General features: G+C 71.7%; 18 protein-coding genes. 2 read left to right on the forward strand and 16 right to left on the reverse strand.

What is annotated here, in order from left to right; all coding sequences use genetic code 11:
- Window positions 1-102: 102 nt before the first annotated feature.
- The 14 genes from denD to ABZ725_RS41630 form a co-directional block, all read right to left on the reverse strand.
- Window positions 103-1,113, reverse strand: coding sequence for a D-erythronate dehydrogenase (denD, locus tag ABZ725_RS41565; RefSeq protein WP_358807544.1), 1,011 nt, complete (start codon window positions 1,111-1,113; stop codon window positions 103-105).
- 145 nt (window positions 1,114-1,258) lie between these two features.
- Window positions 1,259-2,236, reverse strand: a complete 978-nt coding sequence (locus tag ABZ725_RS41570; protein WP_358807545.1) for a sugar kinase — start codon at window positions 2,234-2,236, stop codon at window positions 1,259-1,261.
- 10 nt (window positions 2,237-2,246) lie between these two features.
- Complete coding sequence (locus tag ABZ725_RS41575) at window positions 2,247-3,116, reverse strand: SMP-30/gluconolactonase/LRE family protein (RefSeq protein ID WP_358807546.1); 870 nt, start codon at window positions 3,114-3,116, stop codon at window positions 2,247-2,249.
- The gene (locus tag ABZ725_RS41580) at window positions 3,113-3,748 is read right to left on the reverse strand and encodes a bifunctional 4-hydroxy-2-oxoglutarate aldolase/2-dehydro-3-deoxy-phosphogluconate aldolase (protein ID WP_358807547.1); all 636 of its coding nucleotides are present in this window, start codon (window positions 3,746-3,748) and stop codon (window positions 3,113-3,115) included. Before ABZ725_RS41580 ends, ABZ725_RS41575 begins: the two co-directional genes overlap by 4 nt.
- A 44-nt stretch (window positions 3,749-3,792) precedes the next feature.
- Complete coding sequence (locus tag ABZ725_RS41585; RefSeq protein WP_358807548.1) at window positions 3,793-4,590, reverse strand: hypothetical protein; 798 nt, start codon at window positions 4,588-4,590, stop codon at window positions 3,793-3,795.
- Window positions 4,584-5,729 (reverse strand): galactonate dehydratase, encoded by a 1,146-nt coding sequence (gene dgoD / locus ABZ725_RS41590; RefSeq protein WP_358807549.1) that lies wholly within the window; start codon window positions 5,727-5,729, stop codon window positions 4,584-4,586. The genes ABZ725_RS41585 and dgoD overlap by 7 nt, the downstream gene beginning before the upstream one ends.
- Complete coding sequence (locus ABZ725_RS41595; RefSeq protein WP_358807550.1) at window positions 5,726-6,487, reverse strand: FadR/GntR family transcriptional regulator; 762 nt, start codon at window positions 6,485-6,487, stop codon at window positions 5,726-5,728. The genes dgoD and ABZ725_RS41595 overlap by 4 nt, the downstream gene beginning before the upstream one ends.
- 50 nt (window positions 6,488-6,537) lie before the next feature.
- On the reverse strand, window positions 6,538-7,296 hold the full coding sequence (locus tag ABZ725_RS41600) for a glucose 1-dehydrogenase (protein ID WP_358807551.1): 759 nt from the start codon (window positions 7,294-7,296) through the stop codon (window positions 6,538-6,540).
- An 82-nt stretch (window positions 7,297-7,378) separates the two neighbouring features.
- Window positions 7,379-9,490, reverse strand: coding sequence for an alpha-galactosidase (locus ABZ725_RS41605; protein ID WP_358807552.1), 2,112 nt, complete (start codon window positions 9,488-9,490; stop codon window positions 7,379-7,381).
- Window positions 9,487-10,410, reverse strand: coding sequence for a carbohydrate ABC transporter permease (locus ABZ725_RS41610; protein WP_358807553.1), 924 nt, complete (start codon window positions 10,408-10,410; stop codon window positions 9,487-9,489). Before ABZ725_RS41610 ends, ABZ725_RS41605 begins: the two co-directional genes overlap by 4 nt.
- Window positions 10,410-11,306 carry a sugar ABC transporter permease gene (locus ABZ725_RS41615; RefSeq protein ID WP_358807554.1) on the reverse strand — a complete coding sequence of 299 codons (897 nt, stop codon included), beginning with the start codon at window positions 11,304-11,306 and terminating at the stop codon, window positions 10,410-10,412. The genes ABZ725_RS41610 and ABZ725_RS41615 overlap by 1 nt, the downstream gene beginning before the upstream one ends.
- 2 nt (window positions 11,307-11,308) lie before the next feature.
- On the reverse strand, window positions 11,309-12,601 hold the full coding sequence (locus ABZ725_RS41620; protein ID WP_358807555.1) for an ABC transporter substrate-binding protein: 1,293 nt from the start codon (window positions 12,599-12,601) through the stop codon (window positions 11,309-11,311).
- A gap of 145 nt (window positions 12,602-12,746) precedes the next feature.
- Complete coding sequence (locus ABZ725_RS41625; protein WP_358807556.1) at window positions 12,747-14,879, reverse strand: glycoside hydrolase family 27 protein; 2,133 nt, start codon at window positions 14,877-14,879, stop codon at window positions 12,747-12,749.
- Window positions 14,880-15,079: 200 nt separating this feature from the next.
- Window positions 15,080-17,125 carry a calcium-binding protein gene (locus ABZ725_RS41630; protein WP_358807557.1) on the reverse strand — a complete coding sequence of 682 codons (2,046 nt, stop codon included), beginning with the start codon at window positions 17,123-17,125 and terminating at the stop codon, window positions 15,080-15,082.
- 359 nt (window positions 17,126-17,484) lie between these two features.
- On the opposite strand from ABZ725_RS41630, the gene ABZ725_RS41635 reads away from it, so the two are divergent.
- Entirely contained in the window at window positions 17,485-21,009 is a 3,525-nt protein-coding gene (locus tag ABZ725_RS41635; protein ID WP_358807558.1) for a hypothetical protein, read from the forward strand.
- Between the two features lie 100 nt (window positions 21,010-21,109).
- Here ABZ725_RS41635 and ABZ725_RS41640 read toward each other — a convergent pair whose 3' ends face one another.
- Together ABZ725_RS41640 and ABZ725_RS41645 are read right to left on the reverse strand one after the other, a co-directional pair.
- Complete coding sequence (locus ABZ725_RS41640) at window positions 21,110-22,225, reverse strand: dipeptide epimerase (RefSeq protein WP_358807559.1); 1,116 nt, start codon at window positions 22,223-22,225, stop codon at window positions 21,110-21,112.
- Entirely contained in the window at window positions 22,222-22,668 is a 447-nt protein-coding gene (locus tag ABZ725_RS41645) for a RidA family protein (RefSeq protein WP_358807560.1), read from the reverse strand. Before ABZ725_RS41645 ends, ABZ725_RS41640 begins: the two co-directional genes overlap by 4 nt.
- A gap of 72 nt (window positions 22,669-22,740) precedes the next feature.
- Between ABZ725_RS41645 and ABZ725_RS41650 the strand changes: the two genes are divergently transcribed.
- The gene (locus ABZ725_RS41650; RefSeq protein WP_358807561.1) at window positions 22,741-23,649 is read left to right on the forward strand and encodes a LysR family transcriptional regulator; all 909 of its coding nucleotides are present in this window, start codon (window positions 22,741-22,743) and stop codon (window positions 23,647-23,649) included.
- Window positions 23,650-23,729: the final 80 nt, after the last annotated feature.

The raw sequence follows: 23,729 nt of genomic DNA on the forward strand, positions 1-23,729 counted from the left end.
TCACTGTCGGTGAGTTGCGCGCGCGTCACACCACAGTCTTATCGCACCGGTCCCCATCCCAAGCCACTTGATCACAACTAGAGACAGCCCCTAGGCCCGAGTTCATCCGCCGTCGACGGCGTCGGGGTGATCGGCGAGGTAGTCCTGCACGACCGACAGGAAGCTCGGGTCGGGCTCCAGACCGAGTGCGGCGGCGCGACTGCTGTCGAAGACGGCGGGCCACGAGCCCACGATGGCCTCGACGGCAGGGTCGGGCGTGATGGTCACCAGGTCGGCGACGGCATCGCCGGCCACCTGCCGCAGCGTGGCGAGCATCTCGGCGACCGAGACCGTGAGCGCAGGCAGGTTGACCGGCGCCGGGCCTTCCAGCCGCCCCGGCCCGACGCCGCGCTCGGCCTCCGCGATGCGCAGGATCCCCTGCACGGTCCGGCGTGGTGAGGCCAGGGCCACCCGCAGGTCGGGCCGCACCGGGCAGACTGCCGGGAGTCCCGCGAGCGGCTCCCGAACGATGCTGGACAGGAAGCCGGAGGCGGCCGCGTTCGGCCGGCCCGGCCGCACCACGACGGTCATCAGACGGGCGACGCGTCCGTCGAGGAAGCCGCGCCGCGTGCAGTCCGCGATCATCTGCTCGCAGATGAGCTTCTGCGTTCCGTAGCTCGACCGCGGTACGGGAAGGGACGACTCACTGACCACCGCGGGCAGGCTCGGCTCCGGGGTCGAACCATAGACGGCGAGACTGCTGGCGAACAGCACCCGCGGCCTCGGCCCTCCGGCGGCCGACTGTGCCCGGGCAGCGTCGAGCAGGGCACGGGTGGTGTCCACATTGGCGCGCATACCGAGGTCGAAGTCGGCCTCGCACTCGGCCGACACCGCGGCGGCAAGGTGGAGGAGCATATGAACCGGCTCCGCGAACACGTCGTCGAGACGGTCGATCAGGTCGCCGTGCACGATGTCCACGAGCGGGTTCGTCGCCACCACGGAGTCGGGCTCCACGATGCGGTCGACGAGCACCAGTCGGGTGATCGGTGTGCCACGCAACGTCGGCGTCCGCAGCAGTGCGCCGGTGAGCCGACGGCCCAGGAAGCCGAACGCGCCCGTGATCACGACCCTCACGTCATTCTCTCCTCGCCCGACGGTCGGGCCCCTGGTCCGACGGCGACGGCGAACTACCCACGCCGACACATCCGTCAAACGCCGAGCCGACAGACACCACCACTCTGTGGGGAGAGGACGCTCCGGACGGACGCCTCCGCAGGAATCAGTCGATCACGGCGGCCCGCCAGGTCTCGTCGTCGGCGTTCAGGAGCGCCTCGACGACGGCGGGGTCGGGCAGCGGGCCGTGGTCGGCGGCGACCCTCAAGGCCGAGGCCGCGGTGAGATGGCCCAACCGCAGGGCGCGGTCCACGGGCAGCTGCCGCAGCAGACCGCTGAGGAATCCGGCGGCGAAGGCGTCGCCGGCGCCGACCGGTTCGGCGACGCGCACGGTCAGGGCGGGCACGCTGTGGGCGGCGGTCCCCACGAAGGCGGTGGCGGCGCGGTCCCCGTCCTTCACGACGAGGACGCGCGGGCCGGACAGCAGGGCGCGGACCTGCTCGGCGTCGGTGATCCGGTCGCCCCACAGGACCTGGGCCTCGTCGAGGCCGACGAGGACGATGTCGGCCCGGTCCGCGAGCGCCCCCAGCACGTCGGCGGCAGACCGACCGGCCCACAGGGCGGGGCGGTGGTTGACGTCGAAGCTGACGGGCCACGGGCGGTCGGGGCGCAGCGCGCGTTCGACGAGGGCACGGCAGCCGGGCGACAGGGCGGGGGTGATGCCGCTGAGGTGGACGAGCGCGGCGCCCGCCACCGCCGGGTCGTCGAGCACGTCGGCGGTGAGGGCCGAGGCGGCGGATCCGGCGCGGTGGTAGCGGACGCGGGTGCCGTGCGCGCCCGGGTCCTTGAGCAGCAGCCCGGTGGGCCGCTCCGGGTCGGTGCGGACACCGCTGACGTCGACGCCGCCCGCGGCGATCCGGGCGCGGACGCGGCGGCCGAAGGGGTCGTCGCCGACCGCGGAGACCCAGCGCGCGGGGATGCCGTGGTCGGCGAGGTAGAGAGCGACGTTCGACTCGGCGCCCGCGATGTCGACGCGCAGCAGGTCGGCGTCGTCCAACGGCCCCAGGGGGTCGGGGGCGAGGGCGGCCATCGTCTCGCCGACGCAGACCACGGGGCCGGGGCGCAGTGGCCGATGGGTGCTCATGGCGGGCTTCCTAGAGTGTGTCGGCGCGGTACGGGGCGGCCGGGGCGCCGGGGACGTCCACCCGGACCGCGAAGACGGCGCCGTCGAGGGGTCCCGGGGCGGCCAGGCCGATCTGCGCGCTGGTGACGAGGAGCGTACGGCCGTCGGGGCCGCCGAGGCAGAGCCCCGCGGGCTGCCCGACGGGCAGGTCGACGATCCGGTCGAGGCCCCCGTCGGGGCGGTAGCGGTGGACCTGCCCGGTGCCCCAGACGGCGGTCCACAGGCAGCCCTCGATGTCGGTGGTCATGCCGTCGGGGCTGCCGGAGCCGAGGGTGACGAAGGGTTCGGGGGCGCCTGGCTCTCCGCTCACGGGGTCGACCGGGTAGCGGCGGATGACGCCCCGGGCGCTGTCGGCGAGGTACATGACGGTGCCGTCGGCGCTGAAGGCCGGGCCGTTGGGGATCGTGACGTCCCGCAGGACGCGGGTGACGCGGCCGTCGCGGTCCAGGCGGTAGAGGGAGCCCGCGTCCTCGGTGACCCCGTACGCCATGCTGCCCGCCCAGAAGCGGCCGTGCGGGTCGGCGACGCCGTCGTTCATCCGCATCGGCACGGGCGCGTCGTCCTCGGGGCGCGCGAACCAGTCGACGCGGCCCGCGGGGTCGATACGGCAGATGCCGGTGCCCGCCGCCGCGACCCAGTGACCGGGGCGCCCCTCCACCGGCGCCACGGCGCCCAACGGGCAGCGCAGTCGGACGATCGGGGCGAGCGGCGCGTCCGGCCCGTCGGGCAGGGCGAGCAGCCGGCCGGTGAGGATGTCGGTCAGCACGGCGCGGCCGTCCGTCCAGCGGATGCCCTCGCCCAGTTCGAGGCGGTCGCTCCCCACGACCACGGGACCGGTCACGGGCGGTCCTGGGTGCGGACGACGTCCAGGAAGGCGCGGGCGCGCTCGCGCAGGGCGGTGAGGTCGCCGCCCTCGGCGGCGTCGCCGATGAGGGGCGATCCGACGCCGACGGCAGTGGCTCCCTCGCGCAGGTAGTCGGCGGCGGCCGCCGCGTCCACTCCGCCGACGGGTACGAACGGCAGGTCCGGGAAGGGGCCGCGCAGGTCCCGCAGATAGCCGGGGCCCCCGGCGCTGCCCGCCGGGAAGAGCTTGAGGGCGTCGGCGCCGAGCCGCAGCGCCTGAAGGACGTCGGTGGGCGTCATCACCCCGACGAGTACGGGGAGTCCGAGTTCCCGCCCGGTGGCGATGCCGTCGCCGACCGCCGGGGAGACGAGGAAGGCGGCCCCGGCCTTCTGGGCGGCCCGGGCGTCGTCGGGGCTGAGCACGGTTCCGGCGCCGAGCATCGCGTCGGGGCCGAGCGCGGCACGGGCCCGCGCGATGACGTCGAGCGCGCCCCGCCCGGAGAGGGAGACCTCGATGAGGGCGACACCCGCCTCGACGAGGGTGAACACGGTGGTCAGCGCGGCGTCCGGGTCGCTGCCGCGGACGATCGCGAGCAGTCGATGGGCGCGCAACTCGGCGAGCAGGTTCATCCGACACCCCTTCTGGTGATGAGGATTCAAGTCTTCCGGTGGGTTCAGGCGCGGCGGGTCGCGGTGACGGTGAGCCGCCAGGCGACCTCGCCGGTCGATGGCACGACGGCGGTGTCGCCGTCGCCGGCCGCGGCCCGGTCGAAGACGCGGCCGAGCATCGGCTCGACGCCGATCGAGCGGTAGGGCGCGCCCCGGGGAAAGCCGCCGAGGTTGCGCCAGAGGGCGACCGCGACCGGTTGCCCGGCGGCCTCGACGGACAGGTGCAGCGTGTCCGCGCCGTCGTGCACGGACACCCGGGAGGTGAGGACGACCGCCCCGACGGCGCTTCCGTCGTCCGGTCCGAACCGGTCCAGCCGTACGCCGTCGACGCCGGGCCAGGCGCCGGCCACCCAGCGGTCGCCCTCGTCCGGGTAGAGCCGGGTCGCCGCCGGTCCGACGACGCCGATCCGGGCGGCGGGGGAGAGGGCCAGCAGGGCGTGGGCGGCCCACACGAAGCGGTAGCCGGGCTCGGCGGCGAGCCCGTAGTCGGCGACGACCGCGTCCGCACGCTCGGCGATGCGCCGGGTCAGACGGAAGTCGGGGCACTGCGCGACGTCCTCTTCCCCCGCCCTGCGCCACGGCCGCGACCAGGCGTCCCCGTGGTCGGGCAGTCCGCGCACGGTGGGCACGCACTCCTCCAGCCCGCCGGCGTCGGCGAACGGGTCGTCAGGCCGGACCACAGGGCGGCGGGGCTCGTCGCGGCGCCACAGCCACTCGCGGCCGCCCGCGGTCAGCGACGTCCAGCGCCCGCCGTGGTCGGGGTCGGTGGTGACGCGGACGGGCAGCCGCGTGACGCTCACCATTCGGCGAAGGAGCCGTCGGCGTGCCGCCAGACGGGGTTGCGCCAGGCATGGCCGGACCGGTCGGCGGCGCGGACCGCGTCCTCGTCCACGGCGATGCCCAGTCCGGGCAGTGCGGTGCGGTGCGCCTGGCCGTCGACGAAGCGGAAGGGCTCGGTGTCGACCAGGTAGGACAGCAGGTCGGCGTCCTTGTTGTAGTGGATGCCGCGGCTCTGCTCCTGGATCAGGAAGTTGGGCGTGGCGAAGGCGACCTGGAGGCTGGCGGCCAGCGCGATGGGACCGAGCGGGCAGTGCGGCGCCAGGTGGGCCCCGAACGTCTCGGCGAGCGAGGCGATCCGGGTGACCTCCGAAATCCCGCCCGCGTGCGACAGGTCCGGCTGGGCCACGGCGACGCCCGCGGTCAGCGCCGGGAGGAAGTCGGCGCGCCCGTAGAGCCGTTCGCCGGTGGCCACCGGCACGGACGAGGCGGCGACCAGCCCGGGCAGCAGATGTGCCTGCTCGGGCAGGACGGGTTCCTCGACGAACAGCGGGTGCAGCGGGGCTATCTCGTGGAGCACGCGCCGCGCGTTGGCGGCGCTGAAGCGGCCGTGGAAGTCGACGGCGACGTCACGGTGCGGGCCCAGCGCCGCGCGGGCGGCCGCCACGCGCTCGACGACGGCAGCCGTCTCGGCGGGGCTGCCGATCGGCGGGGTGCGCCCGGCGGCGTTCATCTTGACGGCGGTGAAGCCGGCCTCCACCTGGGCGGTCACCTCGTCCGTGAGCCGCTCGGGTTCGTCGCCGCCGACCCACGCGTACACCCGGACGGTGTCGCGGACCGGGCCGCCGAGCAGGGTGTGCACCGGCACCCCGAGGGCGCGGCCCGCGATGTCCCACAGGGCCTGGTCGAGGCCGGCGACGGCGCTGGAGAGGACCGGGCCGCCGCGGTAGAAGCCGCCCTTGCTCAGCACCTGCCAGTGGTCCTGGATGCGCAGCGGGTCCTGGCCGATCAGGTACTCCGCCAGCACCTCGACGGCCGACCTGACCACCTCGGCCCGGCCCTCCACCACCGGCTCGCCCCAGCCGACGACGCCGTCGTCGGTCTCGATGCGGCAGAACAGCCAGCGGGGCGGGACGAGGAAGGTCTCGACGCGCGCGATCTTCACTGTGACCGGCCGTCCTTCTGCTCGGCGGAGCCGTTCGCGCCCTGGGCCCCGGACGGGACGCTGAGCTTGTCGAGGTCGCGCGTGGCCTGGTCGAGCAGGGCGCGCATGGCGTGCTCGGCGGCGTCCGGGTCCCGGTCGCGCACGGCGTCGAGGACGGCTCGGTGGCTGGGGACCGGGTCCTCGCTGTGGGGGGCGCTGTGCACGAGCCGGTCGCGCTGGGCCAGGCCCGACTCGATGACCATTTCCATGCGTTCCAGCAGCTCGTTGTGGGTGGCGGCGAGCAGCGCCCGGTGGAAGGCGAGGTCGGCCTCGACGGCGTCGCTCGCGCCGCCCTCCTGGCCCATCGCGGTCAGCGCCGCCTCCAGTGCCTCGAGGTCGGCGTCGGTGCGGCGGGCCGCGGCCAGCCGTACGGCGGCGGGTTCGATGATGCCGCGGACCTCGCCGAGATTGCGCAGCAGCGCGGGGTCGGCGCCGGTGGCGGTGCTCTCGGAGAACTGCCAGCGCAGCACGTCGGCGTCGAGCAGGTTCCAGTCGGAGCGGGGCCGGACGAAGGTGCCGCGCTTCTGCCGGGCGTCGACCATGCCCTTGGCCGCGAGCACCTTGAGCGATTCGCGCAGGGCCGTCAGGCTGACGTCCAGTTCGCTCTGCAGGGCCGCCATGTCGAGCGTCGCTCCCTCGGGGATCTCGCCGCTGAGCACCCGGCGGGCGAGGGTCTCCACGGTCTGGCCGTGCACCCCGCGGCGTGCGTATGGCGTCATGTGTGTTGCCTTTCTTGCTGGTCGGTCGATGGCCGGAGCGGTCGGCTCCGTCAGGCGGAGTCCTTGGCGACGCTCCAGCCGCCGTCCACGAGCAGGCTGGATCCGGTGATGTAGGAGGCTTCGTCGGCGGCGAGGAAGGCGACGGCGGCGGCGACCTCCTCGGGGGTGCCGAAGCGGCGCGCCGCGGTTCCGGCGGCGCTGAGCTCGCGGTCGGCCGGCGGGACCCGGTCCCAGGCGGCGGTCAGGATCGGTCCCGGCAGCACGGCGTTGACGCGGACCTCGGGGCCGTACTCGACGGCGAGCTGGCCGCACAGCGACAGCAGCGCGCCCTTGCTCGCCGCGTACGCCGGATGGCCGGGGATCCCCCGGTGGGCGTGGACGGAGGAGACGAGGACCACGGCCCCCTGGTGCTCGCGCAGGTCGGGCAGTGTCGCTCTGACGCCCAGGAAGGCGCCGGTGAGGTTGACCGAGAGCTGCCGTTCCCAGGAGGCGAGGCTGGTCTCGTGGGCCGGTGCGACCGCCACCGTGTAGGCGTTGCTGACCAGGACGCCCACGGGCCCGAAGGTGTGGGCGGCGGTGATCACCCGCTGCCAGTCGTCCTCGCTCGCGACGTCGGCGGCGACGAAGAGGGCCGGGGACCCGTCCTTGCGCAGCCGTTCGGCGGTCTCCTCACCGCGTTCGGCGGCGATGTCGACCAGGACGACGGCCGCGCCCTCTGCGGCGAGGCGTGCCGCGGTGGCCGCGCCGATGCCCGACGCGGCGCCGGTGACGACGGCGACCCGGTTGGTGAAGCGGGCGGCTGCGTTCATGGGGTGGATCGTCTCCTGTTCGAGAGGGAGGTGGGGCGCAGATGTTCGAGAGTCGAGTGGGATGCAGATTCTTCCGCTGTCGTCACTGCCGGGCCAGGACGGTCAGCTCCGCGTCGTGTGCGGCGGTCCAGGCGAACGGCAGCCCCGAGTGGAGCAGGTACGCGCCGCTGTAGCGGGTGCCGGTGTCGGTGTCGGTGTAGACGGCGTCCGGCGGCAGGCCGCGCAGACGCAGTCGGGCGGCCCGGCCGGGCACCAGCGGCGCGCCGTCGAGCGGACCGGTGTTCCAGGCCGTCACCACCAGGCGGGCGCCGCCCGGCTCCTCGTACTGGATGCCGCAGGTCGGGTCGGCGGGGCTGCCCAGCAGGCTGACCTCGCCGTGGTGGACGATGTCGCGGATCTCCTTGTAGCGGGCGATCCACTCGGCGGCCTCGGCACGCTGCTGCGGCGTCCAGTGGCGGATGTCGGCGCCGATGCCCAGGACTCCGGCGATGGAGTTGACGAACCGGAAGGCGAGGGAGCGGGGGCGCGGGTCGAAGACGCCGGGGGCATCGGTGACCCAGGAGCTCATGGTGTGCGGGGCGTGCGCGTGGAGATAGCCGTACTGGATGCGCAGCCGGTCCATGGGCGCGGTGTTGTCGCTGGGCCACACCACGTCGGTGCGGGCGAGGGTGGCGTGCTCCACGCGGGCGCCGCCGCCGGCGCAGCCCTCGACGGTGACGTGCGGGTGGGCGGTGCGCAGGTGGTCCAGGACGCGCAGGTAGCCGGCGACATGGCCGGCGTCGAGGTCCTGGTGCTCGGGGTCGGGACCGGCCGGGTGGCCGGGGCGGCCGCGCTCGGTGGGCGGCCGGTTCATGTCCCACTTGAGGTAGCTGACGGCGTGGGAGCCGAGCAGCCGGTCGAGGGTGGCGATGACGAACTCCTGGACGTCCGCACGGCCGAGGTCGAGCAGCAGCTGGTTGCGTATCGGCGTCGCGGGCCGGCCCTCGATGCGGTACACCCACTCGGGGTGCTCGGCGTAGAGCCTGGAGCGGGGGCTGATGCCCTCGGGCTCCACCCACAGGCCGAAGTCCATGCCGAGGGCGCGGACGTCCGCCACGAACCGGTCGAACCCGCCGGGGAACCCGTCCGGGTCCGGATCCCAGTCGCCGAGGCCGGCGGTGTCGTCGGAGCGTCCGGTGAACCAGCCGTCGTCGACGACGAAGAGTTCGGCGCCCAGTTCCGCGGCCGCCTTGGCGAGCTCCAGCTGCCCGGCGGCGTCGACGTCGAAGCCGGTCGCCTCCCACGAGTTGTAGAGGACCTTGCGCGGCCGGTCGATGCGCGCTCCGGTGAGGCGGCGCTCGTAGCGGTGCCAGACGCGGGCCAGCCCGTCGAGCCCGTCCGGGCTGAAGGCGCAGGCCAGCCGGGGCGTGACGAGGGTGGCGCCGGGGGAGAGGCGGATCGCGCCCTCGTGGGGCACCCGGCCGGCGCGCACCCGGACGGCGCCGCCGGGCTCGGCGTCGGCGGTGATCCGCCAGTTGCCCGACCATTCCAGGGCGATGCCGTAGGTGGGGGTGGCGCCCTCGGCGGGGGCGGCGGCGTCCTGGACGGCGAGCCAGGGGTGGTAGGCGTGTCCGGCCGAGCCCTGGGTGCTCTCCATCTCGAAGCGGCCGCGCTCCAGCTCCAGGTGCTTCAACTGGAACTCCTGCGACCACTGTCCGGCCAGGTACGTCAGCCGCGCGCCGCCCTGGACGGGCACGTTGACGGCGGCGGAGTCGAAGCGCTCCAGGCGCACCTCCTCCGCACCGGTGCAGGTGAGCTCCGTCCAGCGCAGGACGACGTCGGTGCCGGGCACCGTCTCGTAGCACAGCGTGGTGCGCAGGCCGAGCAGATCGTCGGCGAACTCCAGGCGCAGCGCCCGGTCGCCGTCCTGCGTGGCGCCGGTGAAGCACCACCAGCTGCCGCGGTCGTCGCCGGGGCGGGAGGCGATCAGGTCCGCGCCGGTGAACGGCCGCAGCCCGTACGGGATGTACTCGGCCGGGGCGGCGTCGGCGGGGACGATGAAGTGGGTGCGCCGCGACCAGTCGAGGGGCGACGGCCCGTCCTCGACGCCGTGCGGCCCCCAGGCGGCGAGTTCGGCCCAGCGGCCGTCGCCGCCGAGGGTGACGGCGTAGGTGGTGGTGTCGGTGCGCAGCAGCCACCGGTCGTGCGGGGTCACTTGACGGCTCCGAGGTTCAGTCCGGCCACGAAGTAGCGCTGGAAGCGGAGGAAGACGGCCACCGTCGGGGCGGCGGCGATCACCGAGCCGGCCGCGATCACGTTCCACATGGACACGTACTGGCCCTGCAGTCCGAGAAGGGAGGCGGTGATGGGCATCTGGGTGTCGGTGCGCAGCACCGTGATGGCCCACAGCAGGTCGTTGAAGATCCAGGTGAACGACAGCGCGGTCAGCGCGGCCAGCGCCGGGCGGGCCAGCGGCAGGATGATCCGCCAGTAGATCTGCCACGGGTTCGCGCCGTCGATGACGGCGGCCTGCTGGATCTCGCCGGGGATCGCCCGCATGAAGCCGTGCAGGACGAACACGTAGAAGCCGACGCCGAAGCCGACCTGCACGCCGATCAGGGCGTACAACTGGTCGTAGATGCCCAGCACTTCACTGAGCTTGGAGACCGGGATCAGCAGGATCTGCGGGGGCAGCAGGTTGCCGCCGAGCATGAGCAACAGCAGGACACGCCGGAAGGGCAGGTCGTAGCGGCTGAGCGCGAACGCCGCCATGGAGGCGAGGCCGAGCGAGAGCAGCACGGTGGGGAGGGTGACCAGCAAGCTGTTGATGAGGGCGCGCTGCTGGCCGCCGTCCACCCACGCCTGACGGAAGCTGTCGAAGGTGAACGAGTGCGGCCAGCTGCCGACGCCGTGCGCGGCGATGTCGTCGAACGTCCGGGTGCTGGTGACCAGCACGAGGGCGATCGGCAGCAGCCACAGCGCGGACAGCAGGCCCGCGGTGAGGTGGAAGCCGGTGGTGCGCAGGGCGCGGCCGTTGAGGGCGGGGCGTCGGGGCGCCGGGACCTTGCCGGGCCGGGCCCGGCCCGTCGGGCCCTCGGCGTCCTTGACGGGGGCGGTCGCGTCGGTGGCGGTCATCAGTCGGCCTCCCGGAAGGCGCGCACGAGGTAGCTCGCGATGACGCCGAAGGCCAGCACGAAGATGACGACGGCGAGCGCGGAGCCGTATCCCAGCCGCAGGGACTGGAACGCGGTGGAGTACATGTAGGTGCTCAGCAGTTCGGAGGAGTGGTACGGGCCGCCGCGGGTGAGCGCCCACACCACGTCGAACGAACGCAGCGAATCGATGACGATCACCGACAGGACGACCGCGTTGACGCTGCGCAGCTGCGGCAGGGTGATGTGCCGGAACTGCTGCAGACGGGTGGCGCCGTCGACCTTCGCCGCCTCGTACAGCACGGGGTCGATGCCCTTGAGGCCGGCCAGGTACAGCACCATCACATAGCCGACCTGGCGCCACAGCGCGGGCACGATGACCGCGTAGAGGGCGGTGTCCTGGTCGGCGAGCCAGGCGTGCTTCCAGCCGCCGAGGCCGATGCCCTCCAACACGTTGTTGATCAGGCCGTCCGGCTGGTACATGGCCTGCCACACCAGCGCGGTCGCGACCAGTGAGAAGACCACCGGCAGGAAGAGCGCCGCCCGGTAGAACGCGATGCCGCGCCGCTCCTGCTGCAGCAGCAGCGCGGCGCCGAGCCCGAGGGCGGCGGAGAGCCCGCCGAAGAGCAGCAGCCACAGCACCGTGTTGATCGCGGCGGTGCGGAAGACCGCGTCGTGCAGCATCTCGCTGTAGTTGCCGAGGCCGACGAACTCCGGGGCTCCCAGGCCGTCCCAGGAGGTCAGGGAGAGATAGAAGCCCTGGAGGGCCGGCCAGAAGACCCAGAACGCCTCGGCGAGCAGCGGGACGAGGACGAAGGCCAGGACCACCGAGGGCACTCGGGTGGCCCTGGGCCTTCGGGTGGAGCTGATCAGCGCCATGTTCACTGGCTCCAGATCTTCTGGGCGCTGCGCTGCCACGTGGTGAGGATGGAGCCGATCTCCTTGGGCTTGGCCAGGTAGTGCACCAGCGCGGTGTCGGCGGTCGGCTGGAGGGCGTCGCTGGAGTCCCGGTTGAAGAACTGGGTCAGATCGACGGCGCTCTCGATGAGCTTGCGCCCCTTGAGGACCAGCGGGGTGCCGGCGTCCTTGGCGTCGGGGTGCGTGGGCAGCGTGGTGCCGGAGCCGCTCTTGAGGTAGAGCTCCTGCGACTCGGCGGTGGCCAGGTAGCGCAGCAGTTCCTTGACCCCGTCGGCGCGCTTGGTGCGGGCGCTGGCGAAGAAGCCGTCGGTGGGCGCCTCCTCGGCGACCGGCACCTTCGGGTCGATGATGGGGAACTGGAAGAAGTCCAGGTCGCCCAGGGCGTCCTTGGGGGCGGCGTCGGCGAAGAAGGTGCCGATGAGCATCATGCCGGTACGGCCCTGGAGGAGGGCGGTGGTGGCGTCCTGGAAGGGGATGGCCGTGCCGTCGGGGTCGAAGTACGGGCGGGCCTCGTCCCACTTGTCGAAGACCTTGCGGACCTCGGGGTCGTCGAAGCGGTGCTTGCCCGCGAGGAGTTCGCGGTGGTACGCGGCGCCGTTGACGCGGATGTCGAGGTAGTCGAACCAGGCGGAGGCGACCCAGGGCGTGTCGCCGCCGGCGCCGAGGCCGATCGGGGCGACGCCCTTGCTCTTGAGCTTGTCGCACAGATCGAGGAACTCGTCCCAGGTCTTGGGCTCCTTGACGCCCCACTTCGCGAAGTTCGACTTCCGGTAGAACATGCCCCACCAGTAGTAACTGGTGGGCACGAAGACCTTCTTGCCGCTGGAGGCCGAGGTGCACAGGTTCTTCAGCGCGTCGGAGTAGCCGGAGAGCTCGGGCTTCTCCCATATGTCGTCGAGGTCGAGGAGCAGGTCCTTGTTGGCGTACGACTCGGCGACGGAGCCGGGGTACCAGCTGTAGACGTCCGGCGGGTTGGCGGAGGTGAGGTAGGTCGGCAGCTGGGTGCGGAAGGTCTCCGACGCGACGGTGTTGAGCTGCGCGTCGGCACCGCCGCGCTTGTCGAAGGCGGCGACGATCGCCTGCATCGCGGTCTTGGCCTGCGGGGAGGAGAGGTTGGACTGCAGGGTCACCGGGCCGCCGGACTTTCCTCCGGAGGCGGACGGACTCGAGGTGACGCAGCCGCTGAGCAGCGCGCCGGCGCCGACTGCGCCTGTTCCTACGAGGAATCTGCGGCGGGTGGCGTTGAAGGCGGTCATCTGTGCACTCCCTATGTGCCCACGGAACGGAGCTGAGGCCCCCTGACGGCCCGGCTCCGGTGCGGCAGGCACAGCCTGTCGCAGGGGTCCGGGCCCGTCAAGATTAATTACTAATTTATGCTGTCAGTGCTGTGCTGTGCGGAGCTCAGAGCTCGGTCTGGTGGACGCGGCCGTCCACCCCGCGGAAGGCGGCCAGCACGCCGCCGTCCGGTCCGGCGACGCCGCCGAGCGCGCCGTCGAAGGCGCCGCTGACGAAGTCGTTGTTCTTGCTCCAGCCCGCCCAGCCGCCGGACGCGCTCCAACTGCGCGTCCAGAGCGTGTAGTCACCGGCGCGGGCGTACAGGTGCACCGTGCCGCCGGAGGCCACCAGGGTCGGGCTGCCGCTGATCGTGCCGCCGAGGGCCGTCCAGTCCGACCAGGTGCCGGACGTGTCCCGGATCCGCGACCACACCGAGTCTTCGGAGGTGCGCACGGCCACGTGCAGTCGCCCGGCGTCGTCGACGACGGCCGACGGGCGTCCGTAGAACGGTCGGTCCTGCGGCGCGCCCAGCGAGGTCCAGTCGGCCGCCGGGCCGCGGGACCACAGCTTGCCGTCCGCGCCGCGGGCGAACAGCGTCCAGTCGTCCGGTCCCGCGAAGGCCGCGGTCGGTGCGTCCGTCAGCGTCCCGCCGAGGCTCTGCCAGCGGCCCCAGCGCCCGTTCGCGTACACACGCCGGTAGGCGGTGTCGTCGGTGCCGCGCACGAAGACGTCGATCCGGCCGCCCGCCGAGGCGTACGCGGCGGGCTGGCCGAGGAAACGACCCTGCGTCGGGCCGCCCAGCTCGGTGGTCCTGCCCCTGGACCAGTCACCGCCGCGCGCGGTCTGCGCGCGCAGACCGCCGTCCGTGCCGCGGGTGAAGACGGTCAGGTCGTCGCCGTCGCGCACCAGCGCCGGGCTCGCAGAGGAGCGGCCGGGCAGCTGCGCGCCCGGGGCGTCGTCGGCGCCGGTCAGCTTGAGGAAGGCGGTCCCGTGCGCGGGGACGCGCACCGTGTACGAGCCGCTGAAGGTCCCGCGCGAGGTGCGGGCCCGCAGATCGCGCACCCCGACCTTGCCCGTCAGGCCCGCGTCGGCGAAGGTCACCGTGCGGTCCTGCGCCTGGTCGGAACGGTTGAGCAGGACGACCGCCCGCTTGCCGGCGCCCGTCAGCACCTTGCTGTAGACGTCGCCCACGGAGTCGGTCGCCACGCGGGCGCCCTGGATGCCCAGCACGTCCTGGTCGACGGCGAGCATCTCGGGGTTGCGCAGGGTGTCGATCATCGACTGCGGCAGCGTGCGCGGGTCGCTGCCGAGGACCAGCGGCGAGGCCATCTCGGCCCACATCACGAACTGTGTGATGGACTCCTCCTCGGTCAGCTCATAGCCGCCCTCGGCGAGCTTGCGCATCGGGATGAGGTAGTCCGGGTCGTTCCAGTGCCCGGGACCCTGGGCCTCGGGGTGCCAGGCATTGGCGTCCATGCTGCGCAGGATGTTGGGCCACTGCCCCGCCGTCGGGGTGCCCCAGGCGAGGTCGGTGCCGGTGCGCCAGGAGTCGGCGGTGGTGGGCCCGTAGACGTACGTGTTGTGCGCGTCCTGCTCGGGGGTGTGCGGCATGCCCCAGTCGTCGGTGAGCGGGTTGCACAGGTTGAGCAGCATCTTCCGCCCGGACTTGGCGACGGCGTCGCTGAACCCCTTGAAGGCCGGGCCCGGGTCGAGCCCGGCGCCGATCCCGCAGAGGAAGTCCACCTTGATGGCGTCGACCTTCCAGTCGGCGAACTGGCGGGCGTCCTGCTCGTAGTGGCCGCGGCTGCCCAGGCCGCACCATTTGCCGCCGTCGTACTCGCCCGCGTCGGTGTAGATGCCGGCCTTGAGACCGCGCTGGTGAAGGTAGGTCACCAGCGCGGGGATGCCGGAGGGGAAGCGGGTGGGGTGGGCCACGAGCTGGCCCGTCTCCGGGTCGCGCGGCTGGTCCGCCTGCCAACCGCCGTCCAGCCAGACGATGTCGTAGCCGCTGTCGCGCAGCCCGCTGCTGACGAGGTGGTCGGCGACCTTTCTGACCTGGTCCTCCGTCGGGGCGCCGAGCCCGTAGTAGGTGTTCCAGCCCATGTACGGCGTGGGGGCGAGGCCGCTGTCGTAGTACTGCGGCGCGCCCTGGTCGTCCCCGGCGTGTGCCGTCGGAACGGCCGACCCGACCAGCACCACGGCGCCGAGCGCCGCCGCGGTCCGTCGCAGTCGCGCCGTCCCCGCACGTTGTGAAGCCACTGAAGTCTCCCGAGAGTTGAGGTGCTCTGGGCACGCTGCTCCGGTCGTGCCGGGCGCCGGTGCCACGGCGGAAACTGTGCCCAGGCCCCTCAACCCTGTCAATATTAATTGCTAATTAACTTAAAAACGCGATCTCACGGTGACGTAGACGCCGCTGGGCCCCGCACGGAGTCGTGCGAGGCCCAGCGGCGTCGTGCGGGTCAGGGACAGCTGACGCGGGTGTCGCCCGCGTCCGTCGTGCAGGTGTCCGTGTTGAGGCCGCCGTTGGCGGTGTCGTTGCCGGACACGTTGTCGACGGTGTTGAGGTTGTCGGCGCCGGAGTTGCCGATCAGATTGTCGTTGCCGGGACCTGCGGTGAGGGTGTCGTTGCCGGACCCGCCGTCGATGCGGTCGTTGCCGTACGCGCCGTGGACGGTGTCGTTGCCGTTGCCCGCGTTGACGGTGTCGTCGCCGCCGAGAGCGCAGATCACGTCGTTGCCGAAGGTGCCGGTGATGGTGTCGTTGCCGCTGGTGCCGACGCGGGTGCAGCCGCGTGCGTTGTTGACCGTGGTGGTCGTCGTCGCGGTGTTGTTGGCGGAGTTCGGGTCGGTCTGGGTGGCAGTGACCGTGGCCCGGTCGGTGAGGGTGCCGGTGGCCCGTGGCTCGGCGGCGACCGTCACGGTGGCGGCCGCTCCGGGGGCGAGGGTGCCGAGGGAGCAACTCGCGGTGGTGGCGGTGGTGGTGCAGGTGCCCGCGCCGGTGGTCGCCGAGACGACCGAGACGGCGACGCCGCTGAGCGTGTCGGTCAGGGAGACGTTGGTGGCGGAGGTCGTGGCGCTGTTGTTGGTGACCTGCACGGTGTAGGTGGGACGGTCACCGATGCTGACCGTGGTGGGACCGGACTTCGTCACCGACAGATCCACGCCGGCAGGCACCGGAGGGGCGCCGCCGCCCTCGAAGCGGGCCAGGGCGAAGTCGTTGCTCGCTCCGCCCCCGCCGGCGGCGACGATCTTCCCGTCCGTCTGGAGGGCCACGCCGCGGGCCGCGTCGCTGCCGCCGAAGTCCGCGGTCGCGAGACCGCCGGCGCCGAAGCCGGTGTCCTGGCTGCCGTCGGGGTTGTAGCGCCGGACGGCGAAATCGCCGCCGGGTCCGTTGTTTCCGGCGATGACGATCCGGCCGTCACCGGGCTGGAGCGCCACGTCCGTTGCTCCCCCGCCGGTGGTGAGCACCCTGCCGTTGCCGTCGAAGCTCGTGTCCAGGGCGCCGTTGGACAGGTAGCGGGCCAGAGCGAACCTGGTGCCGCTGCTGCCGGCGGCGACGATCTTTCCGTCGGGCTGGAGCGCGATCCCTTCCACGGACTCGTAGTCGCCGAAGTCGGTGCGGACGATGCCGTCGCCGTCGAAGGTCGTGTCCACGCTGCCGTTGGCGTTGAAGCGCATCAGCGCGAAGTCGAAGCGGGTCGAGCCGACTTGGCCCCCGACGACGATCTTCCCGTCGGGCTGCAACGCCAGGGCACGTCCGTCACCGCCCTCCTGCAGGACCGGCCCCGCCGGATTCGCGGTCACCGTGCCGTCGCCCCCGAACGTGGTGTCCGGGGTGCCGTTGTCGGTGAGGCGGAGCACCGCCATCTGGCCACCGGTGTAACCGGCCGCGACGATCCTGCCGTCTGGGTCGACGGCCACGTCGAGGGCCTCGGTCGGGCCGTCGAAGTCGGCGAAGACCCGGCCGTCGCCGCTGAAGGAGTCGTCCAGGGTCCCGTCGGGAAGGTAGCGGGCCACCACGAACCAGCAGCAGTTCTCGAACTCCCGCCAACTGCTGCCTGCCACGACGATTTTCCCGTCGGGCTGGAGAGCCACGGCGTGCGCCTCGCTCCACTGGAGGCTCGGGCCCATGTTGTTGATGGCGGTCGTCACCGTGCCGTCACCGCCGAAGTCGGTGTCCGGGGTGCCGTCGGGGTTGTGGCGGGTCAGCGCGAAGAGGCTCTCCGACGCCGATTCATCGACGGAAGCGCCGACGGAGACGATCTTTCCGTCCGTCTGCTGCACCGCCGTGTCATCGGCGCGATCGTCGCCGGTGAGGGAGGTGAGCACCGTGCCGTCACCGCTGAAGGCGGCATCCAGGCCGCCCGGGGCCGCGGCCGCGGTGCCGGGGAGGGCCAGGACGAGCGCCAGGACACTCGCCGCGACCGTACCGACCAGGGCCGGGAAGGACCGGCGGCGGCGATCACGGAGTCTCTGCCGCGCCGGTCGTACATGTGGGGTGAACATGCGCGACAGCCTTCCGCCGCCCGCACCACGCCGACGGCCAGCACGAGTGGCGTTGCACTCGCCGGACGCACGAATCCATCCGAGTGGGCGAGCGCGGTCGACACGGCCACGCAGGCCGTTGCGCGGGGCCACGGCGCGCGACGGTGCTCACCCTCGGGGCGGTAAGCCGTACACGGCGCGGTGGTGGGGGGCGGTCGCGGTGGCAGGGGCAGGCGCATGCCGTGTCCATGGGCGAACTCGTCGGGGGCGGACGGGCTAACGGCACCATGCCAACGGGTGGCGCGCGCAGGCCGACGCGAGTGGCGCGGGGAGATGCAGGGAGTACTGGACAGACACCCCCACCGCTCCGGGAGCCACTCGTGAAGACCGCCGCCGCGCCCTCGCCCGCCGTACCGTCCGCCCCCAAGCCCGTACTCCCGCTCAAGGTCCACGTGAGCGAAGTGCTGAGCCAGGACGTGGTGATGGCGGCCGGTATCCACGTGGTCGAGTCGAGCCCGGCCCCGCTCGCGGTCTTCCGCAATCCGTACACCAAGGCGGAGGAAGTGCTCGTGGTGAGCGAGGCGGGGAGCGGCACGGCTCTGCTGCATGTGTTCCCCGACGCCACGTCCTCGACGGGCTGGCAGGCGGTGAAGCTCTTCGACGCGCACACACCGACCGAAGTGGTCGTCATCACGGGGAAGAACCGGGAAGGCGAGTCCTTCGTCGAATGCTTCTTCCTCAGCCGTGGCAGCGGCTACCGCTCCGTGCTGCACTCCGACGGGACGTGGTCCGCACCGCTCGCCGTGCACAGCCCCGGGGAGGGGGACCAGCTCCGCGGCCTGAAGGTCTCCCACGCCGTCGGCCAAAGCGGTCTGTACCCCCTCGTGTACGCGGGCCGGGCGACGGGCTCGGGATGGGCCTTGTTCCCCGCCCCGCACTCCGTGTGGACGCGCCTCGATGAGAACGCACGGATGACCCGCGTGGGTGATGACCACTGGATCTCGGCCTCGGTCGTGAACGGCAGACTCATGACCAACCACGGCACCGTCGGCCATGTCGGCAACGAGTGGGACGTGGAGGTGCCGGGCTACCCACAGGTGAAACGCGTGGTGGCCGCCTACGGCGACTATCGGCAGGCCACGTTCCTGATCCTGCACGCGGATGACACCCTGCACCTGTGGATCTGCGGACAGCAGGGCCGGTCCTTGGGCATGTGTCACGTCGGCGACATGACGTTCCGCACCGCTGTCGCGCACCTGTGCGAGACCCCGCAGTCGAGTCAGATCCGCTGGGACATCTACGGCATCGACGAGAAGGACGTCCTCTGGGCGCTGCGCCAGGATCCCATCCAGCCCGTCGGCGGTGACGGAGCCCCGCGCTGGCTCCCGCCGACGCCTCTCGACAAGGGCATCGCAGGCGTTGCGGCCTCGGTCGAGCCCGTCGCCGCCCCGACGCTCTTCTCGTACGTCAAGGGTGTGAAGGGCCTCCGTATGGAGACCCAGGACCCGCACACCAGTATGTGGCACGAACATGACGTCCGCGCTCCGCAGGCACAGGCGTTCGAGGTCACCCACTACCTCGTCGAAGCAGCGGTCACCGACGCCACGGGCGCACCCCTGGCGAACTACCCGGTGAAGCTGAAGCCGGCGGAACACGCCTCCGCGTGCACGGTGACGCACCAGAACCGGGTGATCAAGATCCCTCGTCAGGGTGTCGACCTCCTGACCGACGCCTGCGGCAAGGTCACCTTCGGGGTGGCACCGAACGGGCTGGGCGCCTCCCTGCTGGAACTCAGCTCGGCAGATCTGGCGAAGCCGGTACCCATCCAGCCCGGCCACGCCGTCCACACCTACCTCTCGGGCCACGGGACGCTGCGCGAGACAGATCCGGGCGGCGCGCTGCCGACGTTCGACAAACAGGGCAACACGCTGAAAGACGCGAAGGGCCGCGACAACGCCCATCTGGCTCCGCTGGCCAACAAGAACCCGACACTCGCCTCGACCGCCACCCAGGCGATCCAGCGCACCGCACTCGTCGGCATGGGCAAGAAGCTGCCCGAGAACGCGGTCGGTGTGCGGTTCAGCCTGGGGTTGACCGCTTCCGGGTTGCAGGAGACCGACGGCGTGCCCTACCAGTGCGTTCTGCTGCACAACCAGGAGGAGCTGGACCTGGCCGTCGCGGAGGTCAGCCGTGAGGAGGAGGGGGCGGAGTACGGCTGGCTCAGTGACCGGTGGAACGACGTCAAGCACGTCTACAACGAGGTCGCCGACGGCGCCAAGCACGTGGCGAAGGAGGTCCAGCACAAGCTCAGACAGCTCGGCGGCGACCTGTTGCGGGCGGCCAAGAACGGTCTGATCGCGATCCACGAGGCGGTCCTCAAGGGAGTCCACGAGGTCTCCACCATCGCGATCAAGATCGGCAACGCGATCGTCAAGGGCATCAAGATCGCGCTACACGGTCTGGAGCAGGCCGCGCACTTCGTGGTCAACGTCTTCCACCAGATCGAGGCGTTCGTCGAGAAGGTCATCGCGTGGCTCAAGGCGCTGTTCGACCTCAAGGCCATCTGGAACACCAAGCGCGCGCTGGAAGAGGCCATGCGCAAAGCGCCGCAGGCGATCGCCAAGGCCACTGAATCGGGACGTCAGAGGGCGGCGACCTGGCTCCAGGACGAGAAGGGCAACGTACTCAAGAGCTTTGACACGGTGAGCCGACAGTTCTCCGGCAAGAGGATCTCCGAGTTGGCCGCAGCTCCCAAGGGCTCGTCGATCGGGAAGCTGCCGCAGAGCCACTTCACAAGCAACGCGCACCACAACTGGCTGATGGACAAGCTCCAGTCCGCCGGCCTGCCGGCCGCGCTGTCGGAGTTGTCGCTGCCGCAGCCCGTGGAGCCCGACGGCGCCGAGAAGCTGATGAGGGAGGTCGCGCAGCGGATGTCCACCGCCGGGCAGGAGTTGGAGAAGGGCGTGAAGGAGCTGGCCCCGGCCGTGCTGGACACGTTCCGTTCGTCGGGCGGAGTCTCCAACGCGGAACTGGCGGCGATCCTCGACGGCACGAAGAACATCGTCGGAGCCGCCTTCGACACCGGAACCGCCATCGTCGACCTGGGCGCCTCGCTCATCGAGTCGGGTATGCAGGGCTTCGGCGCACTGCTCGACGCCGAGATCGACAACGCCGTCATCAAAGAGCTCTTCCGGTGGCTGGCCGCCCTGTCCGGGAACTCGGACGACGACAAGGCGACCTACGCCGGGGTGATCGCCCTCGCGGCCGCGGTACCGGTCACCCTCATCTACAAGTTGGCCGAGGGCGTCGACGAACAGCCGTTCCCGCACGGCAGGCTTCCCGAGCAGAGCGCCCTCGGCATCCCGCAGTACCGCGCCTGCACCATGGCCGCGGGAATCCTCACCGCGGTCCAGGTGATCCCGATGTGCGTCATCGACTACCAGGGGGACGATGCCCCCTGGTGGCTGTCGCTCCTCAACGTGCTGTGGACCGGAGTCTCGGCCATGCTGACCTTCCAAGGGGTCGTCCTGTCGGAGATCGACACCTGGTCCAACGGGCTCAAGGCTGCGATGGGCGGTGTGATCGGCTTCGCCGCCTGCGCGGCGTTCCTCTGCTTCGCCCAGCTGAAACAGGGCTGGGGCGTGCTGAAGCCGTGGATGCCCCTCGTCATGACCGTCATCGGCGTGGCCTGCCTGGGCAACGTCATCCGCCTGGTCGCGCAGCAGGCGATCGACGGCGTCCACACGGTGGCCCAGTCCTTGCTGACCTTCCCGAACCTCTTCGCCTTCCTCAACTACGACGCGATTCGCAAGGGCCCGGAAGAGCCCATCGTCGCCGCGGTCCGCATGGCGATCGACATCGGCGGCAATGTGCCTGGCGGGATCATCATCGCCGCCAGGGCTTAGCGGTGATGGCGTGATGGCGTGATGGAGGGCCTGCGGGCGTGCGGGCGTGCGGGCGTGACGTGGGGTCGGGCCGGGGCAGGTCAGCTTGTGCGGCGGTGCCCTACTCCGGTGCCCGTGCCTCCGTGGCTTCCCGGGCTTCTGCGGCGACCAGGCCGGAGATGCCGAGGCCCGGCGCGTCGGGCAGCACGACCGCCGCGCCTCGGTACCGCATGCCGCCGACGACGGCGGGACGCCGGAGCCACCACACCGCGTCGAGGTCGCTCACCATGGTGGTCCCGTAGGCGGCCACCAGGCTGGCCGCGGCGCCGGTGCCGATCTCGCTCTCCAGCATGGAGCCGACGATGGTGCCCATGTCCTGGGCCCGCGCCACTTCGAGGAGGGTGCGGGCGGCGCTGAGTCCGCCGCTCTTCGCCAGCTTGACGTTGACCAGGTCCGCCGCGCGCCGGCGGATGACCTCCACCAGGTCGCGCACGTCGAAGACGGACTCGTCCGCCATGATCGGGGTCTCGACGCGGTCGCTCACCCAGGCCAGGCCCTCCACATCCCGGTAGGCCACCGGCTGTTCGACGAACTCCACCCCCATGCCGGCGTCCTCCAGCGAGCGGATGACCCGGACCGCCTCGCGGGGCGTCCACCCCTGGTTGGCGTCGAGACGGATCCTCACCTCGGGACCGACCGCCTGGCGGACCGCCGTCACCCGGTCGATGTCCATGGCCGCGTCCGTGCCGACCTTGACCTTCAGCACGTCGAAGCCCTCCGCGGCGCGGCTCTTCGCCGCGGTGGCCAGGCTGTCCACCGTGCCGACCGCAAGGCTCACGTCGGTGGGCACCACCAGCCGGGAGCCGCCGAGCAGTCGGACCAGCGGGACCCCGAGCCGGACCGCGGCGAGATCGTGGAGCGCGATGTCCACCGCCGCCTTGGCCGGCTCATTGCCGACCACGGCACGGCTGACCCTGCGACAGTTCTCCACCAGGTCATCGGCGTTACGACCGATGAGCAGCGGAGCGAAGGCCTGGGTGACGCACGCCTCGCTGGAGGCGAGCGAGGATCCGGTGACAGTCCACACCTCCGGTGCCTCACCGAAGCCGGAACGCCCGTCGCGGTCCACGATCTCGACGACGACGGTCGAGACATGGGTCAGCTGCGCCAGGGCAGTGACGAACGGCGTGTGGAGGGGAGCCACCAGACGGTGGACATGGACAGCGGCGATGGTCATCGATCAGCCTCGTTGACAACCCCGTTCCCCTGGAGCTGATCACCCGGGCTGTCGGGCTGCCGTGGCCTTCGTGCGTACACCTCGATCTCGATCTTCATACGGGGATCGGACAGGCCGCACACGAGCATGGTGGCCGCCGGCCGGACCTCGCCGAAATATCGGCGCAGGACCGGCCAGCAGGGCTCGAAGTCGACACGGTCGGGCAGGAGATACCGCACTCGCACGACGTCGGCGAAGGTGCACTTCGCCTCGGTCAGCGCGGCCTCGATGTTGCGCAGGCACTGCTCAGCCTGCTCCACCACGTCGTCGGAGATGGTCATGGCGGTGTAGTCGAAACCGGTCGTCCCCGATACATGCACCCAGTCACCGTCGACCACGGCACGGGCATAGCCGATCTGCTCCTCAAAGGTCGAGCCGCTGAGGATCGCACGTCGCTCCGTCATGTGCCGAACGCTAGGTGACCAGCGGAGATACGTCTAATACGGTCAGAAGCATCACCTGATATCTCTAGGCGTATGGAACGCCCCGAACTTCCCCTGCCCCAGTTGCACGCCTTCGTCGTGCTCGCAGAAGAGCTTCACTTCGGCCGTGCCGCCACACGCCTTGGCATCGCGCAGCCGCCGCTGAGCCAGCAGATCCGCCGTCTGGAAGACAAGGTCGGCCACGAGCTGTTCAGCCGCGAACCGGGACGGGTCGCCCTCACTTCGGCAGGCCGGGAACTGCTGCCCGCCGCCCGGCGGGCCCTCACCGACCTCGCGGACGGTCTGGCCGCAGCCCGGGCCGTCGGCAGTGGCCAAGCCGGCCGCCTGCGGATCGGCTTCGCCGCCTCCCTCGCCCTGACCGTCCTGCCCGGCCTGCTGCGCACGTTCCGGGAACGCTTCCCCGACGTGCATCTGGACATCCACGAAATGACCACGGCGCCGCAGATCGCCGCCCTGCGCGACAAGAGCCTCGACATCGGCCTGCTGCGCGAACCCCCTGCCGACGAAGCAGAGTTGAACTTCGAGACCGTACTGACCGAGCCCTTCGTAGCCGTCCTCCCGTCCACACACCCTCTCGCGGCCCAACGGACCGTTCCCCTCGCCCGGTTGGCGAACTCGCCCTTCGTGCTGCTGCCGCGAGCGGTGGGCCCGCAGCTGCACGATCAGATCACCGGCCTGTGCACGGCTGCAGGCTTCACGCCCCGGGTGGTGCAGAGCGCGGTGGAATGGCAGACCGTCTGCGCCCTGGTGGAAGCCGGCCTGGGCGTATCACTGGCTCCGGCGAGCATCCGACGCATCCGTCTCAAAGGCGTCGCCTTCCGCAGGATCGATGCCGGCACCGCCCGCACACGAGTCGCCGTCGCCTGGCGCAAGAACGACCGAAACCCCTTGGTCGCAAGCCTCTTGTCGACCATCAGCGAAGATCCGCCGGGCAAGCACTAGCGAGACGCGCCCTGCACGGGCAAAGCCGTGGAACCTCACGGTGCGGTACGCCAGGATGAGGGCGTGACGATGAACAGGCA

The sequence above is a fragment of the Streptomyces sp. NPDC006872 genome (assembly GCF_040635845.1).
GTDB lineage: Bacteria > Actinomycetota > Actinomycetes > Streptomycetales > Streptomycetaceae > Streptomyces.

Excerpts from the sequence above, each read along its gene's own strand:
- ABZ725_RS41570 (WP_358807545.1), bottom strand. The coding sequence starts at position 2,236 with ATGAGCACCCATCGGCCACTGCGCCCCGGCCCCGTGGTCTGCGTCGGC.
- ABZ725_RS41580 (WP_358807547.1), bottom strand. The coding sequence starts at position 3,748 with ATGAACCTGCTCGCCGAGTTGCGCGCCCATCGACTGCTCGCGATCGTC.
- ABZ725_RS41585 (WP_358807548.1), bottom strand. The coding sequence starts at position 4,590 with ATGGTGAGCGTCACGCGGCTGCCCGTCCGCGTCACCACCGACCCCGAC.
- ABZ725_RS41595 (WP_358807550.1), bottom strand. The coding sequence starts at position 6,487 with ATGACGCCATACGCACGCCGCGGGGTGCACGGCCAGACCGTGGAGACC.
- ABZ725_RS41600 (WP_358807551.1), bottom strand. The coding sequence starts at position 7,296 with ATGAACGCAGCCGCCCGCTTCACCAACCGGGTCGCCGTCGTCACCGGC.
- ABZ725_RS41610 (WP_358807553.1), bottom strand. The coding sequence starts at position 10,410 with ATGACCGCCACCGACGCGACCGCCCCCGTCAAGGACGCCGAGGGCCCG.
- ABZ725_RS41615 (WP_358807554.1), bottom strand. The coding sequence starts at position 11,306 with ATGGCGCTGATCAGCTCCACCCGAAGGCCCAGGGCCACCCGAGTGCCC.
- ABZ725_RS41620 (WP_358807555.1), bottom strand. The coding sequence starts at position 12,601 with ATGACCGCCTTCAACGCCACCCGCCGCAGATTCCTCGTAGGAACAGGC.
- ABZ725_RS41630 (WP_358807557.1), bottom strand. The coding sequence starts at position 17,125 with ATGTTCACCCCACATGTACGACCGGCGCGGCAGAGACTCCGTGATCGC.
- ABZ725_RS41640 (WP_358807559.1), bottom strand. The coding sequence starts at position 22,225 with ATGACCATCGCCGCTGTCCATGTCCACCGTCTGGTGGCTCCCCTCCAC.
- ABZ725_RS41645 (WP_358807560.1), bottom strand. The coding sequence starts at position 22,668 with ATGACGGAGCGACGTGCGATCCTCAGCGGCTCGACCTTTGAGGAGCAG.
- ABZ725_RS41650 (WP_358807561.1), top strand. The coding sequence starts at position 22,741 with ATGGAACGCCCCGAACTTCCCCTGCCCCAGTTGCACGCCTTCGTCGTG.